The organism is Arthrobacter sp. TRD_SC_6, from assembly GCF_055361185.1.
This window is the reverse complement of record NZ_CM143953.1, coordinates 2,582,774-2,595,691: the sequence shown is the minus strand read 5'-3', so window position 1 is coordinate 2,595,691 and position 12,918 is coordinate 2,582,774. Positions and strand designations below refer to the sequence as shown.

General features: G+C 60.0%; 18 protein-coding genes and 1 pseudogene. 14 read left to right on the top strand and 5 right to left on the bottom strand.

Annotation, left to right across the window (positions count from 1 at the left end):
• The first annotated feature begins 7 nt into the window (after positions 1-7).
• The 5 genes and pseudogenes from ACWA1U_RS12280 to ACWA1U_RS12260 all read left to right on the top strand — a co-directional run bounded on the left by ACWA1U_RS12280 (position 8) and on the right by ACWA1U_RS12260 (position 3,892).
• The gene (locus ACWA1U_RS12280; RefSeq protein ID WP_463722464.1) at positions 8-1,138 is read left to right on the top strand and encodes an LLM class flavin-dependent oxidoreductase; all 1,131 of its coding nucleotides are present in this window, start codon (positions 8-10) and stop codon (positions 1,136-1,138) included.
• Positions 1,139-1,158: 20 nt separating this feature from the next.
• Positions 1,159-1,641: pseudogene (locus tag ACWA1U_RS12275) on the top strand (flavin reductase family protein).
• Positions 1,638-2,507 carry a fumarylacetoacetate hydrolase family protein gene (locus ACWA1U_RS12270; RefSeq protein ID WP_463722463.1) on the top strand — a complete coding sequence of 290 codons (870 nt, stop codon included), beginning with the start codon at positions 1,638-1,640 and terminating at the stop codon, positions 2,505-2,507. The pseudogene ACWA1U_RS12275 and the gene ACWA1U_RS12270 overlap by 4 nt, the downstream one beginning before the upstream one ends.
• Before the next feature lie 522 nt (positions 2,508-3,029).
• Positions 3,030-3,338 (top strand): hypothetical protein, encoded by a 309-nt coding sequence (locus tag ACWA1U_RS12265; RefSeq protein ID WP_463722462.1) that lies wholly within the window; start codon positions 3,030-3,032, stop codon positions 3,336-3,338.
• Entirely contained in the window at positions 3,338-3,892 is a 555-nt protein-coding gene (locus ACWA1U_RS12260) for an RES domain-containing protein (protein ID WP_463722461.1), read from the top strand. Before ACWA1U_RS12265 ends, ACWA1U_RS12260 begins: the two co-directional genes overlap by 1 nt.
• 54 nt (positions 3,893-3,946) lie before the next feature.
• Here ACWA1U_RS12260 and ACWA1U_RS12255 read toward each other — a convergent pair whose 3' ends face one another.
• A complete protein-coding gene (locus tag ACWA1U_RS12255; RefSeq protein ID WP_463722460.1) occupies positions 3,947-4,192 on the bottom strand; it encodes a hypothetical protein in 246 nt (81 codons plus the stop codon).
• 141 nt (positions 4,193-4,333) lie between these two features.
• Here ACWA1U_RS12255 and ACWA1U_RS12250 point away from each other — a divergent pair, with 141 nt between their 5' ends.
• The 3 genes from ACWA1U_RS12250 (at position 4,334) to ACWA1U_RS12240 (ending at position 5,819) form a co-directional block, all read left to right on the top strand.
• Complete coding sequence (locus tag ACWA1U_RS12250) at positions 4,334-5,056, top strand: SOS response-associated peptidase (protein ID WP_463722459.1); 723 nt, start codon at positions 4,334-4,336, stop codon at positions 5,054-5,056.
• A gap of 197 nt (positions 5,057-5,253) precedes the next feature.
• Positions 5,254-5,613, top strand: coding sequence for a hypothetical protein (locus tag ACWA1U_RS12245; protein ID WP_463722458.1), 360 nt, complete (start codon positions 5,254-5,256; stop codon positions 5,611-5,613).
• A 50-nt stretch (positions 5,614-5,663) separates the two neighbouring features.
• The gene (locus ACWA1U_RS12240) at positions 5,664-5,819 is read left to right on the top strand and encodes a hypothetical protein (RefSeq protein WP_463722457.1); all 156 of its coding nucleotides are present in this window, start codon (positions 5,664-5,666) and stop codon (positions 5,817-5,819) included.
• A 103-nt stretch (positions 5,820-5,922) separates the two neighbouring features.
• Here ACWA1U_RS12240 and ACWA1U_RS12235 read toward each other — a convergent pair whose 3' ends face one another.
• Both ACWA1U_RS12235 and ACWA1U_RS12230 read right to left on the bottom strand, forming a co-directional pair.
• Entirely contained in the window at positions 5,923-6,330 is a 408-nt protein-coding gene (locus ACWA1U_RS12235; RefSeq protein WP_463722456.1) for a RidA family protein, read from the bottom strand.
• A gap of 94 nt (positions 6,331-6,424) precedes the next feature.
• Complete coding sequence (locus ACWA1U_RS12230; RefSeq protein WP_463722455.1) at positions 6,425-6,958, bottom strand: HPP family protein; 534 nt, start codon at positions 6,956-6,958, stop codon at positions 6,425-6,427.
• Positions 6,959-7,039: 81 nt separating this feature from the next.
• Between ACWA1U_RS12230 and ACWA1U_RS12225 the strand changes: the two genes are divergently transcribed.
• The gene (locus ACWA1U_RS12225; RefSeq protein ID WP_463722454.1) at positions 7,040-7,615 is read left to right on the top strand and encodes a CGNR zinc finger domain-containing protein; all 576 of its coding nucleotides are present in this window, start codon (positions 7,040-7,042) and stop codon (positions 7,613-7,615) included.
• Positions 7,616-7,719: 104 nt separating this feature from the next.
• Here ACWA1U_RS12225 and ACWA1U_RS12220 read toward each other — a convergent pair whose 3' ends face one another.
• Together ACWA1U_RS12220 and ACWA1U_RS12215 are read right to left on the bottom strand one after the other, a co-directional pair.
• Positions 7,720-8,436: a DUF459 domain-containing protein gene (locus ACWA1U_RS12220; protein ID WP_463722453.1), complete on the bottom strand. Its 717-nt coding sequence runs from the start codon at positions 8,434-8,436 to the stop codon at positions 7,720-7,722.
• An 11-nt stretch (positions 8,437-8,447) separates the two neighbouring features.
• On the bottom strand, positions 8,448-9,179 hold the full coding sequence (locus ACWA1U_RS12215) for an arginase family protein (protein WP_463722452.1): 732 nt from the start codon (positions 9,177-9,179) through the stop codon (positions 8,448-8,450).
• Positions 9,180-9,527: 348 nt separating this feature from the next.
• On the opposite strand from ACWA1U_RS12215, the gene ACWA1U_RS12210 reads away from it, so the two are divergent.
• The 5 genes from ACWA1U_RS12210 to ACWA1U_RS12190 all read left to right on the top strand — a co-directional run bounded on the left by ACWA1U_RS12210 (position 9,528) and on the right by ACWA1U_RS12190 (position 12,918).
• Entirely contained in the window at positions 9,528-10,115 is a 588-nt protein-coding gene (locus ACWA1U_RS12210; RefSeq protein ID WP_463722451.1) for a GNAT family N-acetyltransferase, read from the top strand.
• Between the two features lie 24 nt (positions 10,116-10,139).
• The gene (locus ACWA1U_RS12205; RefSeq protein WP_463722450.1) at positions 10,140-10,406 is read left to right on the top strand and encodes an ArsR/SmtB family transcription factor; all 267 of its coding nucleotides are present in this window, start codon (positions 10,140-10,142) and stop codon (positions 10,404-10,406) included.
• A 28-nt stretch (positions 10,407-10,434) separates the two neighbouring features.
• Positions 10,435-10,617 (top strand): GNAT family N-acetyltransferase, encoded by a 183-nt coding sequence (locus ACWA1U_RS12200; protein WP_463722449.1) that lies wholly within the window; start codon positions 10,435-10,437, stop codon positions 10,615-10,617.
• Between the two features lie 192 nt (positions 10,618-10,809).
• A complete protein-coding gene (locus ACWA1U_RS12195; RefSeq protein WP_463722448.1) occupies positions 10,810-11,523 on the top strand; it encodes an alpha/beta fold hydrolase in 714 nt (237 codons plus the stop codon).
• Positions 11,524-11,751: 228 nt separating this feature from the next.
• Positions 11,752-12,918, top strand: a complete 1,167-nt coding sequence (locus tag ACWA1U_RS12190) for an NAD(P)/FAD-dependent oxidoreductase (RefSeq protein ID WP_463722447.1) — start codon at positions 11,752-11,754, stop codon at positions 12,916-12,918.

Genomic DNA, 12,918 nt, shown 5'->3' with positions numbered 1-12,918 from the left:
GTCGAAAATGTACAGCAAGATCGGCGCATTTCTTTCACCCGTCCATGAGACGGGGCAGGACCCGCACCTAGCCATCAAGCGTAATTTGGACCTCGTAGAGAAACTTGACGAGCTCAACTTCGACGAGGCATGGTTCGGCGAGCATCAATCCATGGGTTGGGGCCTTACCGGATCCCCGGAAACCCTCATTGCGGCAGCCTCCCAGCGAACAACACAGATCAAACTGGCAAATGGCGTCGTTCCGCTATCGGCTCACCACCCATTTCATGTTGCGTCGCGTGCTGTTCACCTCGACCACCTCTCGCGCGGCCGATACATCCTTGGTGTCGGCCCGGGGGTCCCATTTGATGCGGCTATGTTTGGGGTCGACCAGCCGACACAGCGTAAACGTCTTGATGAAGCGCTCCCCACGGTCCTCGAGCTTGTCAACGGGGAGGATCGGATAAGTCAGCAGACTGATTGGTACACGCTGGATGAGGCGAAGATCCAGCTGCCTCGCTACAGCCCGCAAGGTATCGAAGTTGCTATGGCAACCAGCGGCACTTCAACCACGAGCCCCCGTTTGGCGGGACGGTACGGACTGAGCATGGTCAGCTTTGCCCTGCCTTTTGCCCTTCTGACACCAGGATCGCCCCCACATATGGGACTCGCACAACAGTGGTCCAATGCCGAAGAAGCCGCCCAGGAGTACGGCCGTACGATGGACCGCTCAAAGTGGCGAGTAGCGCTGCCGGTACACGTCGCCGAAACACGGGCACAGGCATACGCCGACGTTCGGGAAGGCTACGACCGGTGGATCTTCGAATACTTCGGGAGGGTCGCGGGCCGGGAAGTGCTGAGCCCTGGAGTCACTCGCGAACGCATGCTCGAAGCCCGGGTGGAAGCCGGTGGAGCGCTAGTCGGGTCCGTGGATGACGTCATTGATGGCATAAGGGCCCTTCAGCACAACTCAGGCGGGTTCGGGTCGTTGCTCGTGTATGTGGCGGACTGGACCAGTTGGGAAAAGACAGATCTCAGCATGCAACTCCTAGCTCGGAATGTTGCCCCTCATTTCTCAGGCACAATCGCTAGGCCTCAGGAGGCAGCCGAGTGGGCTGTTTCCAGTCGTGCCGCCGCTATGCAGGAGGTAGGTCGTTGAGCGCTGCGCCGCCCGCCAAGATGCTCGACCCTACCGACCCGCAGTCATTTCGTTCGCTACTGAGTTCCTATCCAACCGGCGTTGTACTCCTGACCGCGTCCACTGACGTAGGGCCTGTTGGGATGAGTATGAACTCATTCACTTCTGTCTCTCTTGACCCACCACTGATAGCAGTATGCGCCGCGTACAGTTCTACTACCTGGCCGGCAATCAGAAGTGCACGCAATTTCGCCATCACCATCCTGGGCAGTCAGCACGACGACCTATGTCGGCTATTCAGCCTCCGAGGTGCAGATCGGTTCGGTGGTCGAGACTGGGTCCAAACTGAGGCCGGCCACCCCACATAGGCGGACGGCGTAGCCTGGCTCGATTGCACAATAGAAGAAGCGTATGCCGCGGGCGACCACGAACTCGTCGTTGCAAGGGTGCATTCCGGGGATACCCCAGCTCCAGGAGCCCCGCTTGTCTTCCATACCGGGCAGTTGTCAGGACTTGCCAAATGAGGATAGCCAACGTAGACGGCCGGTGCGCCGCGCTGATCGGCGACGAATACATCGACATCGCGCGGTGGAGCGAAGGACGGTTCGACGCCGATCCGATGACCCTTCTTACCCGCTGGTCTGAGTTCACGGAATGGTACAAGGACGCTCCTCATCCGGAGTCTCACCTTGTCACGAGCGGAACACTAGGTCCACCGGTGCCCCGACCGCGTCAGGTATTCGCCGTGGCGAGCAATTACGCAGGCCGGGAAACGGTTGTCCAAGGTTCCGTGGATCTGCCGATCGTCTTCACGAAGTTCCCGAGCAGCATCTCTGGACCCAATTCACCGCTGGAGCTCCCCAGCTCAACCGTGGACTGGGAAGTCGAGATGGTAGTTGTAATCGGAAAAGACAGCAGCAGCGTTGGGGAGGCGGAGGTATGGGGCAAGGTCGCGGGAATCACAGTCGGGCAGGACTTCTCCGAGAGAACACTTCAGCTCGGCGGAGCAAGCAAGCAATTCAGCTTGGGAAAGTCCTACCCCGGATTCGGGCCAATCGGACCTCAGCTGGTCTCACCAGACGAGCTCACCGACCGCGACAACATCAAGCTGGGTTGCTCGGTCAACGGAGAGGTGATGCAGGACGGTTCCACATCCCAGATGATTTTTGCAGTGCCAGAACTCATCTCGAAACTTTCACACATTTGCCAACTATTCCCAGGAGACCTGATATTCACCGGGACACCCGGAGGAATGGGAATGACTATGAACCCACCTCGGTACCTTCAACCAGGCGACATTGTGGACAGTTGGATCGAAGATGTCGGGGCACTCTCCAACCGCTGCCGAAGCTCAATTGAACCCAATATCACCCTTGGCTTCGCCGGATGATGGTTCTGGGAAAACGTAACAAATTCGGTGCTGGTTGACCGGTCCTTCCTGGAGCAGTACCTGTCCGAGTACTGGCTGACCAAGGTGTAAGTGCCGGTCGAATCAGCGACCATCGTGCGACTTGTCGAGGGCTTCTTCGGCGCCGACCTGGACCGGACCATCTACAACGTCGTCAACCCGGACTGTTGAAGCAGAACCCCAAGGCGTGAACTCGACCTGAGAATAATCGCAGGCACCTCTGGCTGCTGTATCGGCCCCAAGCAGGCGGCGCTGGCCCTTTCGTAGTCGATGCCCAACAGATAGTGTTGGTCTATGGGCAAAAAGTCTGGACGAGTTGAAGAGACCGTCGTGCTGAAGTCCGGAGGGCGTGAGGTTACGGCCAAGGTGCGCAACGGGAAGGTGCTCTTGCCGAAAGGACTTGCAATTCTTCCTCCACATAGACCGAGGCGTGCCAGCACCGCACCAAAACCTGTCGGTCTCCGGCTGGCCGTAAAGACAAGCACGGATTATGGTCCCAGCGCGATGACGAAACGGCTCGTGGGCGCATTGGGCAGTAACACCGTGGCCGCATTGCTTGGTGTGAACAAGGATCGTCCCGGTCGTTGGATTAGCGGACAGGACGCGCCCAACGAGGCGAACAGTCTCCAGCTGGCCGACCTTGATTCCCTGGTGGGCCACCTGCTGATTGCGTTCACCCCAGATCAGGCCCGACTCTGGCTGGAAGGCAACAACTCCCACCTCCGCGCGCGGCCCATCGACGTCTACCGTCTGGAAGGGGCAGCTCCGGTGATCGAGGCCATCAAGGCCCACGAGCAGGGCGCTTACGCTTGATGGAGTTCTGGCGGGTCCTGAACTGGCACCCGGCAGCTGCAGGACCGTCCGATAACGGGCACCCCCTGTATGCCTGGCCGCAACAGGGTGCCGGTCGGATCGATGATCCGGACCGCGATTACCTTGTCCTGTATGTAGCTGATTCTGCTGAAGGTGCCGTCGCTGAAGCCTTCGGCAACTACTCGACCTGGGATGCCTCTGTCTTGGCCCCGCCACCATCCGCGCCCCGCGGGACGTTCAAGGCCCTGGTCAAGTACACCGGGGACCCGGCTATCCTCGATCTCGATGACCCCTACACGCTCCAAGACTGGTCGCTGCGGCCAAGCGGCGTTGTCTCTCGGGACAGGGCATCTACGCAGCAGTGGGCGCGTGGCATCTTCGAAACAGGCGACTATTCGGGCATCTCCTGGTGGTCATACTATGAACCTCGCTGGGCCAGTTTCGGCCTCTGGGATGTGTCCGGGTTGACCGTGGCTGGGCCGCACGAGCCGCTCAGCCTGGCGCATCCAGCATTCCAAGGCGCCGCGAGCACCATCCGGCGGCTTATCAGGTGAAGGGCCACGGAAGACAACGCCGGGTTGCCTTCACTCTCCTTGGAGGAAGCGCGCTTATCGGCGATCTGGGCAGAGTGAGGTTTCAGCGCCAAACCCTTCACTGTTCTGCCGACGCCCGTCGAGAACCAGAGCCAGAAGCTCGTTAAAGCCCAGCTGCACTTCACGGGCGTCTTGGGAAGTTCCACCTGCCCGTAAGATGGCGTCGATCTGCTGGTCAAGTGATTCCAGTTCCTTGACTAGCCCCTTATCAGCTCCGGACTGGCGAAGCCTGGTGATGGTTTGCTCGTTCGTGAAACTCATTGCTCTCCGGTAGGCATCTGCTATTGGGGGTGGGCGAGGTGCAGGAATACAAGCATTTGACGCCGACCGCTTAGGCGCCATGGGGTTTATCTATTCTATGGAGATAAGGGTGAGTGGTGATAACTGGGGCACAGTCGATGCATGTGTGGACGCTTTGTCATCGCCGGCCATAAAGCCGATCTAGTCAAATCTTTTGAGATCCAGGTGGCTCCGGTCGAGCTGCGGCAGTCTTGGAACGTCGCGCCGATGACGGACATACCGATCGTCACGGAGAAGGCCACTGGTGAGGGCGCGGACGGTGAAGTGACCCGCCGACTGGAGACAGCCCGGTGGGGTCTGGTCCCTTCTTGGTCGAAAGACTCGAAGATGGGTGCCCGGCTTATCAACGCGCGTAGTGAAACGATCCTTGAGAAGCCGTCGTTCCGGAAGGCTGCCGTGAAGCGTAGAGCCTTGGTCCCAGCGGACGGGTACTACGAATGGCTGAAAGACCCAGATGGGTCAAAGACGCCGATCTACCTTCACCCTGAGGAGGAGACGTCCTGGCTGGGCTTCGCAGCCCTGTATGAGTTCTGGCCGAATCCAGAGTTGGCGGAAGACGATCCGGATAAGTGGCTGGTGACGGCGACCATCCTGACGCGGTCGGCCACTGATGCCCTTGGGCATATTCACGACCGGACACCGGTGATTGTGCCGCCGAACCTGCGTAGTGACTGGTTGAACCCCGGGCTGGACGATAAAGACGGCGTTCAGGATCTACTCGATGCTATCCCGGAGCCGCACCTGCTCCCCCGCGTCGTCGACAAAGCGGTCGGTAACGTCCGGAATAACGGGCCGCAGTTGATTGAGCCCGTCGGGAAAGCCTGAACAGGCAGCCGCCGGTGGGTCGAGGCAGACACAACTGAAGTGGAGCGGCGGGGCCGCGGAGGGGAGGCCGGGCCCCGCCTTTGGGAAGGCGCTGCGAGCGTCCAGGCAGCACCTAATGACATTGTGAATGCGAGACGATTCATACGCCACAACGGGATTTGTGCTGATCTTTTCACCACGCCGCACACATGAGGCCCATGACTGTTCCCACCGCCGAATACGAGCGCCAGATCCCAGCCAAGCTGTTCGTCCGTCTCGACAACGGTGAGGAGTTCGAAGCGACCGCCGAAGACCTCGAAAAGTTTGGCCTGGTTGAGCGCACCGCCTTCATCAGTAAGGTCCGCAAGGTGATCGTCGACGGGTTGGCCGAGTCGAGGGCCAGCAAGGAGGGCAGAGAATTCCAGCTCCAACCTTTCATCTCGTTGCTGGACACCGCCGCCTACGCACCCGAGAATCTGGCTGACGACAAGGTAGGAAATTTCAGGCAGCAGTTCCTGGACATCGAAAAGGTGCTCGAGAAGGACGCACGCCGCAACGAGGGCGGCCAAGACTACTAGGTTTGGCGCCCGGATATGCTGAGGTCACATCACGATATTTGGGGGAATCAATGGAGGTAGTCGGTTACGTTGCGCCGCTTCTGGCGCTCATTCCGGTCCTGTTCGGAGGGCTGGTGCTGTACGTCGTTATCCGCTTCGGGGTGAAGCACGGCATGCGGTCGTATTACGTCGAAGCTGAGCGCGGTCAGTCAAACGGCAGCGTCTAAGAAGGTCAGGGGAATGGCCGGCCGTAGGCGCCCAACAGGAATCGTCAACCGTTGATGAGGATTGCACTCGTTCAGCGCGGCGGCGGCGCAGAGGTTGCAGGCATCAATCGCGGACAGCAGCTATAGCTTCGATCTCTACGAGTTGGTCCTCATAACCAAGAACCGTTACACCGAATAAGGTGCTCGGCGCATCATGTCCACCGAAGGCTTGGCGCACCACGTCCCACGTACTGACGAGGTCAAATCGGTCCGATGACGCCATGAGCACACGGGTACTAATCACGTCCTCTATAGTCGCCCCAGCTTCGCGAAGAGCAGTCCGCATGTTTTCTAGGCACTGCGCTGCCTGCTCTGCGTAGTTTCCCTTACCGACCGTCACTCCGAACTCGTCAAGGGGACATGAACCAGCGAGGAAAATAAGTCTGGCGTCAGCTGGTGCAGTGGCTGCGTACGCATACTGCGCCACGTCAGAAAGGGAGTCGGAACGGATAAGAGTTACAGCCGAAGCCATTGAATTCCTGCTTTCCACGTGCTGGCGAATCTTCATCTTCCCATCAGCCGTGTGCACGAACGAGCGTCGCGCGGACGTGCCATCGGCCGGAAACTCAGAGCCAGTAGGTGGGGTAGTTGCTTCCGCGCAGCAGGGATTGGAGGATCCCGATGCCGACGAGGATGCACGCCGCGATGCCAGCGCAGATTACGAAGGACACCTGTCCTGTCGTGGCCATGGTGCCGATTACTGCGGTCGCGGCTGCCGGTGAATGGGGCATCCGCAGCAGCAGCATCGCTCCTAGAGCCAGGCCGCCGGCGATTGCGGCTGCCCAGATTGAGTGAGAAATGAGCCCTATGCCGACGCCGACCAGGGCGGACACGATCTGGCCCCCAATCACGTTCCGGGGCTGGGAGAGGGGTAACTGCGGGGCGCCTGCTACGAGGGCCATCGATGCGGCCATCGGGGGGATGAGCAGCATGTGACCGGAAATTGTGCCCAGCAGCAGAAGAAACACCAGCGCTGCAACGCTCGTAAGAGTCGCAAGGAGGAGAGTTCTCGCAGGAAGCCTTGCTGGGGCCTGGGTGGCCCAGCGTGAACGGGGTGTGGGGGAAACGGTGGCCGATGCGACAGAACTGCTGGCGGTCATAATTGTTCTCCTGTACTTGCCTAATGGTTCAGGCTAGTTGGAACGTTAGCAGATTGGTCGGTAAGGTGGAAAGATGGATGCATGATCCAACAGCAGCAGCTAGTCACCGGACAACGGCTGGCACTGGACCTGGTGAACAGCACCTACATCGAAGGAGGAACCCGCGGTCAACTGGTGGACTCGGTTGGTTCCCCGGAGTTGTTACAAGACTGGTGCGCGCAGCGTGCGGATCAGCTGGCATCAGCCGGTCAGCCGGGGAAGCTCGTCGATGAGGACCTGAACCGCGTTCGTGAGCTCCGGGCGGCGATCAGGCGTTTGCTGGAGGCTGTGGTGAAGGATCACCTGATCGATCCGGATGACCTAAAGACCTTGTCGGATAACATGGCGCTGACCCATCGGCACGTAGTGCTGACATCCGACCTGACGATCCGATATGAGTGGTCTGAAGCTGAGTTCGGGACGCGCGCAAGCGTGTTGATTGCGGAGGACGCGATCTCGTTGCTCGCGGAAAGAGCCGCCGGCGTTCGTGCCTGCGAGGCCCCCGGATGCATGATGTACTTCATCCCCACCACGGAGCGACGGTGCTGGTGCAGCAAGACATGCGGCAACAGGGCACGGGTCGCCCGACACCAACGGCGCATGGACAACGGCGCCTAAGACAAGATGACCGCGCCCGCCAACACGGCTTCCGGATGAGAATCTCACAATCCGATCAACTCATCCCCCAAGAGGCATTCTGTCATCTTGCGGAAGCGCACAGCTCAGTAGTGAGGCCGTCTGGCGGTGTATTGACCGGTTGAGGCCGCCAACGGTTCTGGTACGAGCAACCGTTGCGGTTCTTGTGGGGCCGACAGCTCAGCTAGCCAGTCATCCCACACAGGGCGCAGCAGCGCGGCCAGTGCTTCGTATCCTAGGGCTCCGGGATGCGCTCCGTCGCCCTCACGGACCTCGCGCCGCCAGTCCTCATGGTTTCTCAGCTGCCGCACCACACTGACGTACGGCACACCATTACGCTCGCATTCAGCCGCCATGGAGGCATCGAGGGCAACGATGCGCTCATTGTGCTCTTCGTCAGCAACGGCCGGCGGCCCGGCCACCATGACGTGCCATCCCGCCGCATTGACCTGCCGCAGAATGGTGCGCAGATGGGAGACCGAGGCATCGGTTGCAACACGGGATACCCTGGATTCGATCATGGTGTCGTTGACCCCAAAGGACAATACGACTCCCGCGTGGCTTCCGGAAGGCAATCGGGGCGTGCACTCGGCCTGGAAACGGTGGAGGATGTCTGCGCTGGTATTTCGTCGTATGCCGAGGTTGTAGGAGGTTAGCGCCTGACCTTGCAGATGGGCTTGCGCTGCCAAACGTCCTGCCCAGCCCAGGTGTTGCGGATCGCCGACCCCGGCCACCAACGAGTCGCCAACAAAACACACTCGCACATCAGGATCCGGCTGGTACTCCTTTTCCAGAACATTCATCTGTCGCCCTTTCACCCCAGCCCGGCTTCTTCGTCTCGGCGGCCGTTAACAGGGATGTCCAAAGCCTCGAGCACGGGACGAAGTGACGATACGTCATGGTCCACGCCGGGCGTGTATTCGGTGATGCTGACGCCAACGAGGTCGGCCCGGCTCCGAAGCATTCTAATCACCTTGACCAAGGTCGCGATGTCCAGTCCATCGGGTTCGGGGACGGCTACTGCCGGCCATATCTGTGGGTCTAAAACGTCCAGGTCCAGATGTATGTAGAGTGTGGCATCGTTCGGTAACCTCTGGTCGATCAGTTGTTCCAGCAGATGCGGTTCGTGCTTCAAGTGGGCCGGGGTTAGCAGCGGCAACTCGTGTGTGGAGATGAACGCACGCTCGGGTGGATCCATGGAACGGGTGCCCAAGAGCGCGAATCGCTGAGGAGGCACGGAGGTGGACGGCACAAGCCGCGGATGACCCTCACCAAACAGCGTGCGTAAGGGCATTCCGTGCGCGTGTCCGCTCGGACTTGAATCCGGTGTGTTCAAATCAGCATGGGCGTCGATCCACGCGACATGCAGGTCCGGATGAACCGAGACTAGGTAAGACACTGAAGCCACATCCACGGTGCAGTCCCCGCCCAAGGTCAACAGGCTGCGCGGACCAAGATCCTGCAAAAGGTCCGACGCAGCAACCAGATACCCCTCCACAGCATCGAGATTATCGATCGACGAGTCGTTCCCGCTGCGCGGGCGCACGTCGCCAGTTCCTAAGTCAGGTTTCACAACATGCCGCATGGCAGATGAAGTGACAATCTCGGCCAGACGAGCCGCGCCTTCTGCAATATCTGGTTCACCGCTGCCCTGCCACAAAGGCACGACCAGCTGCAGATCCCATTCGGTCACCACAATCCCCACCCCATCTGTCGCAACCGGTTTCCGATTGCTCCCATGCTAGAGCAGTGTGCCCCGGCGACCGCCAAACCGGGTGGTGATGAAGCGCAATCCTCAACTACCAGTGGCAGCTTTTCGTGCGTGAGAACGGTTCACAACCAGTGCGACCAGTAGATGACCAGGACTGCGATTTGATCTGAGAAGGTGGACCTCATGACTTCTCCACTTCGACTCATCACGCCTTCTGATGATGAAGCGCTTGCGGAATTACAACTCCAGAACCGGAACTTCCTGGCACCCTGGGAGCCCGTCCGACCCGAGGATTACTTCACTACCGCCGGGCAGCGTCACGACATCCAAGCCGCACTCGCTCGCCATGAGCGCGGCGAAACAATGCCGTGGGTGGTACTAGGCGGTGACGGCGAGGTTGCAGGTCGACTCTCACTTAACGGCATCGTCCGAGGACCTTTCCAGTCTTGCAGCTTGGGGTACTGGCTCGCGGAAGACAAGACGGGAAAGGGCCTGGCCACCGCCGCCGTGCAAACAGCGCTGGAGTTCGCTTTCAACCAGTTGGAGCTCCATCGAGTGCAGGCTGAGACACTCACCAACAACGTCGCCTCCCAGCGCGTCCTCAGGAAAGCAGGGTTCACGCAGTATGGGCTTGCACCTCGTTATTTGAAGATCGCAGGTGCATGGCAGGACCACCTCATGTTCCAGCTCCTGACCGAGGCCATCCGCTCGAATCCCCGTTTGGCGTCAGGGAATGATTCGTTGATTGACCCAACTGCTCAAGGTGACTGACCAGGTTCCCGCCAATAACTCCGCGTGCACCAACAACCCCTGTGCATCATGTGGTGGTTGAAGGATCCAGCATCCTTTCCCCCGCAGGAGCAACCCGCCGAAGAGGTCGGGGTGTGCCTGAAACACATCCAGGCTCGAGCGGGTGTGTCTCAGTCCACCGCATCACAGTTCATGGCCATCCTGCAACGAGCCGGTCTTGTTACTAGTCGACGCATTGGTCCGTGGACGCCCTACAAGCGCAACGAGAAGCGCATCGAAGAACTCGGCGGCGTGTTCCTCGAAACGATCTAAAAAGTAGCGACAGTCCCCGCCTCACAAGATGATCCGCTCAGGATGGATCTACTTCGTAGCCGTCGCGCCGGAGCATCAGTGCTTGGAGCATGCCAGAGAAATCATGCAAGCCTACGAACAATGGGTACGCGAGCGGCATTTATCCAAGATCCAGCTCATGGCGCGAATCGACAGACAGGATGCAATCAGCTCCTACGAAACTCTGGGGTAGGAGACTTCGACGTGAAAGTACTCGGCCGGCGATTCGTCGACTGAGTGTCTTGGGCCGGTTGGGGGTTGATGATACTGGCTGTTGTGGTCCTACCGGCGGTGACGGCCTGTAGGCTCTGGTCGTGATTGCTCAAATCTTGGGAGAAGGTGCCCCGCTAGTCGTTATCCACGGTTCGGCGTAGATCATCGGATCATGCTGCCATTGGAGGACGCCATCGATGGGTGCGGTTGGCAGCGCATCTATATCGACTTACCCTGGGCCGAGGCAAATGCTGACCTCCACGCCACCAGCGCGAACCACGTTGCCCAAGGGGCTCTTGACGACATCCATGAGTGCCTTGGGGACCGACCCTTCGCGGTGATCGGCAACTCCTTCGGAGGCATGATTGCCCGGTACATCGCTCACGAGCTTCGAGATCAGGTCCTTGGTTTGGCTACTCTCGCGGGCGTGTACGAACCTATCCACCAGGCGCGCATCCTCCCCCGCCGGCAAACCGTTCAAGTGGACGCCTCCGTTCTGGCTTTGGCTGGTGAGGCTAGAAATGACTACGAAGAGATGGCCGTCGTCCAGAGCGAGGCCACGTTCGAAGCATTCACCCGGTATGCACTTCCTGGCCTCCGCGGCGCGAACCAGGCCATTCTTGAACGGGTGGCAACGGAGTATGCGCTCTCAGCCGAACCGGAGATCGCACACCCTGCTCCTTTCAAAGCGCCCTCGCTGCACCTTTTCGGCCGCCAAGATCATGTCACCGGTTACGAGGACGGCTGGAAACTCCGCGACCATTACGTCCGGGGAACCTATGCGGTGTTGGACGCCGCTGGCCATAATGCTCATCTCGAACGCCCGGATCTCACTGCAGCGCTAGTGAAGGATTGGCTCGAACGTACCGGTGCGTCTGCTCTGTGACGGACGGTCATCCGGGACGGTCGCGGAACGTTTGGCTGCCCGCGCGGAAATCGACCGATATAACCGAGGGCGTATGAGCTTCAAGTTCAAAGGCTGATATTCAGGCGAATCGTCAGGGCAGCTTCTATTTCTCTCTGGAGCAGGGATCACGCCTTATTCCGTAACTGTCCCGTTGAGAGACTGATAGCGTCGAGCCAAATTGAACCGAGTTGAGGGAGATCAAGAACCGTGGCTAGGGAAGTTGTTGTCATTGGGGCAGGGATCGTAGGCATCTCGGTAGCGCGCGAACTTGCCCGCAAAGGTGTGAGCGTCACGGTGCTTGATCGAGATACGGGCGAGCCGCGGGGCTCGACCGCTTTGGCACCAGGATTCGTAGGCCTCTACAACGACGTGCCGATCCTGACTGAATTGGCACGTGAGTCGGCCGCGATTTACGCCATCAGGAAGACTGGATTCGCCCAGGTCGGCGGCCTGGAGCTCGCAACCTCCGACCAGGGCGCCGCCGAAGTGGTCCGGCGATCCGATGCGGCGCGTTCGGTGGGACTCGCCTCCCACCTCCTCGGACCGTTCGAGCTGCCCGAAGCGGTGTCGCAGTTCGTGGACACCTCACAGATTGTGCTCGCTGCATACTTTTCCGACGACGGAGCAGCGGATGTCCAGGCTCTCTCCGGCGCGCTACGCAGTGAGGCCACCAAGGCTGGTGCACGGTTCCTGGCCGGCCAGCACGTCACCGGTATCAAGCGCGCAGCAAACCTCGTTACGGTCACTACGGCTGCCGGCGAGGTATTCACCGCAGACGACGTGGTGCTCGCGGGCGGGGTATGGGGCCCGTCGCTGACGTCCCTGACAGGCCGAGAACTACCGCTGTTTCCCGTCGCTCATCCATACGTCTACTCCAGTGAAAGCTCAGCACGGCAGCCGGGGCCGTTTGTGCGGTGGCCCGAGCACCATGTTTACGCCCGCGTGCACCACGAGCGACTCGGCATTGGCAGCTACGACCACGTCCCCTCCCCCGTCGCCCAATATGGACTCGCTGACGGTGCCGGACTGCCCTGGCCGGAGGAATTCGACTTAGTCGTCACCTCTGCGCAGCGTCTGTTGCGCCCGGAAGCCCGGTTCAATCCGACGCAACGGATCAATGGGGTCTTCGCAATGACACCTGACAATTTGCCCTTCCTGGGCCAGCACCCCGAGCTCGATGGCGTTTGGGTCGCTCAGGCAATCTGGGTCACCCACGCCGCCGGCTCAGCTGCCGCACTGGTGCGCGCAATGACCGATGGCACCGAACTGCCGGCCGAACTCGCGGTCAACCGCTTCGACGGTATTGACTCGGATCCGCTGCATACGAGTGCGCTGCGCCTCTACCGCGACATCTACGCCACCGACACTGTCTGA

Coding starts and splice junctions, on each gene's coding strand:
- ACWA1U_RS12280 (WP_463722464.1), top strand. CDS start 8: ATGTACAGCAAGATCGGCGCATTTCTTTCACCCGTCCATGAGACGGGG.
- ACWA1U_RS12270 (WP_463722463.1), top strand. CDS start 1,638: ATGAGGATAGCCAACGTAGACGGCCGGTGCGCCGCGCTGATCGGCGAC.
- ACWA1U_RS12265 (WP_463722462.1), top strand. CDS start 3,030: ATGACGAAACGGCTCGTGGGCGCATTGGGCAGTAACACCGTGGCCGCA.
- ACWA1U_RS12260 (WP_463722461.1), top strand. CDS start 3,338: ATGGAGTTCTGGCGGGTCCTGAACTGGCACCCGGCAGCTGCAGGACCG.
- ACWA1U_RS12255 (WP_463722460.1), bottom strand. CDS start 4,192: ATGAGTTTCACGAACGAGCAAACCATCACCAGGCTTCGCCAGTCCGGA.
- ACWA1U_RS12250 (WP_463722459.1), top strand. CDS start 4,334: ATGTGTGGACGCTTTGTCATCGCCGGCCATAAAGCCGATCTAGTCAAA.
- ACWA1U_RS12245 (WP_463722458.1), top strand. CDS start 5,254: ATGACTGTTCCCACCGCCGAATACGAGCGCCAGATCCCAGCCAAGCTG.
- ACWA1U_RS12240 (WP_463722457.1), top strand. CDS start 5,664: ATGGAGGTAGTCGGTTACGTTGCGCCGCTTCTGGCGCTCATTCCGGTC.
- ACWA1U_RS12235 (WP_463722456.1), bottom strand. CDS start 6,330: ATGGCTTCGGCTGTAACTCTTATCCGTTCCGACTCCCTTTCTGACGTG.
- ACWA1U_RS12230 (WP_463722455.1), bottom strand. CDS start 6,958: ATGACCGCCAGCAGTTCTGTCGCATCGGCCACCGTTTCCCCCACACCC.
- ACWA1U_RS12225 (WP_463722454.1), top strand. CDS start 7,040: ATGATCCAACAGCAGCAGCTAGTCACCGGACAACGGCTGGCACTGGAC.
- ACWA1U_RS12220 (WP_463722453.1), bottom strand. CDS start 8,436: ATGAATGTTCTGGAAAAGGAGTACCAGCCGGATCCTGATGTGCGAGTG.
- ACWA1U_RS12210 (WP_463722451.1), top strand. CDS start 9,528: ATGACTTCTCCACTTCGACTCATCACGCCTTCTGATGATGAAGCGCTT.
- ACWA1U_RS12200 (WP_463722449.1), top strand. CDS start 10,435: ATGATCCGCTCAGGATGGATCTACTTCGTAGCCGTCGCGCCGGAGCAT.
- ACWA1U_RS12195 (WP_463722448.1), top strand. CDS start 10,810: ATGCTGCCATTGGAGGACGCCATCGATGGGTGCGGTTGGCAGCGCATC.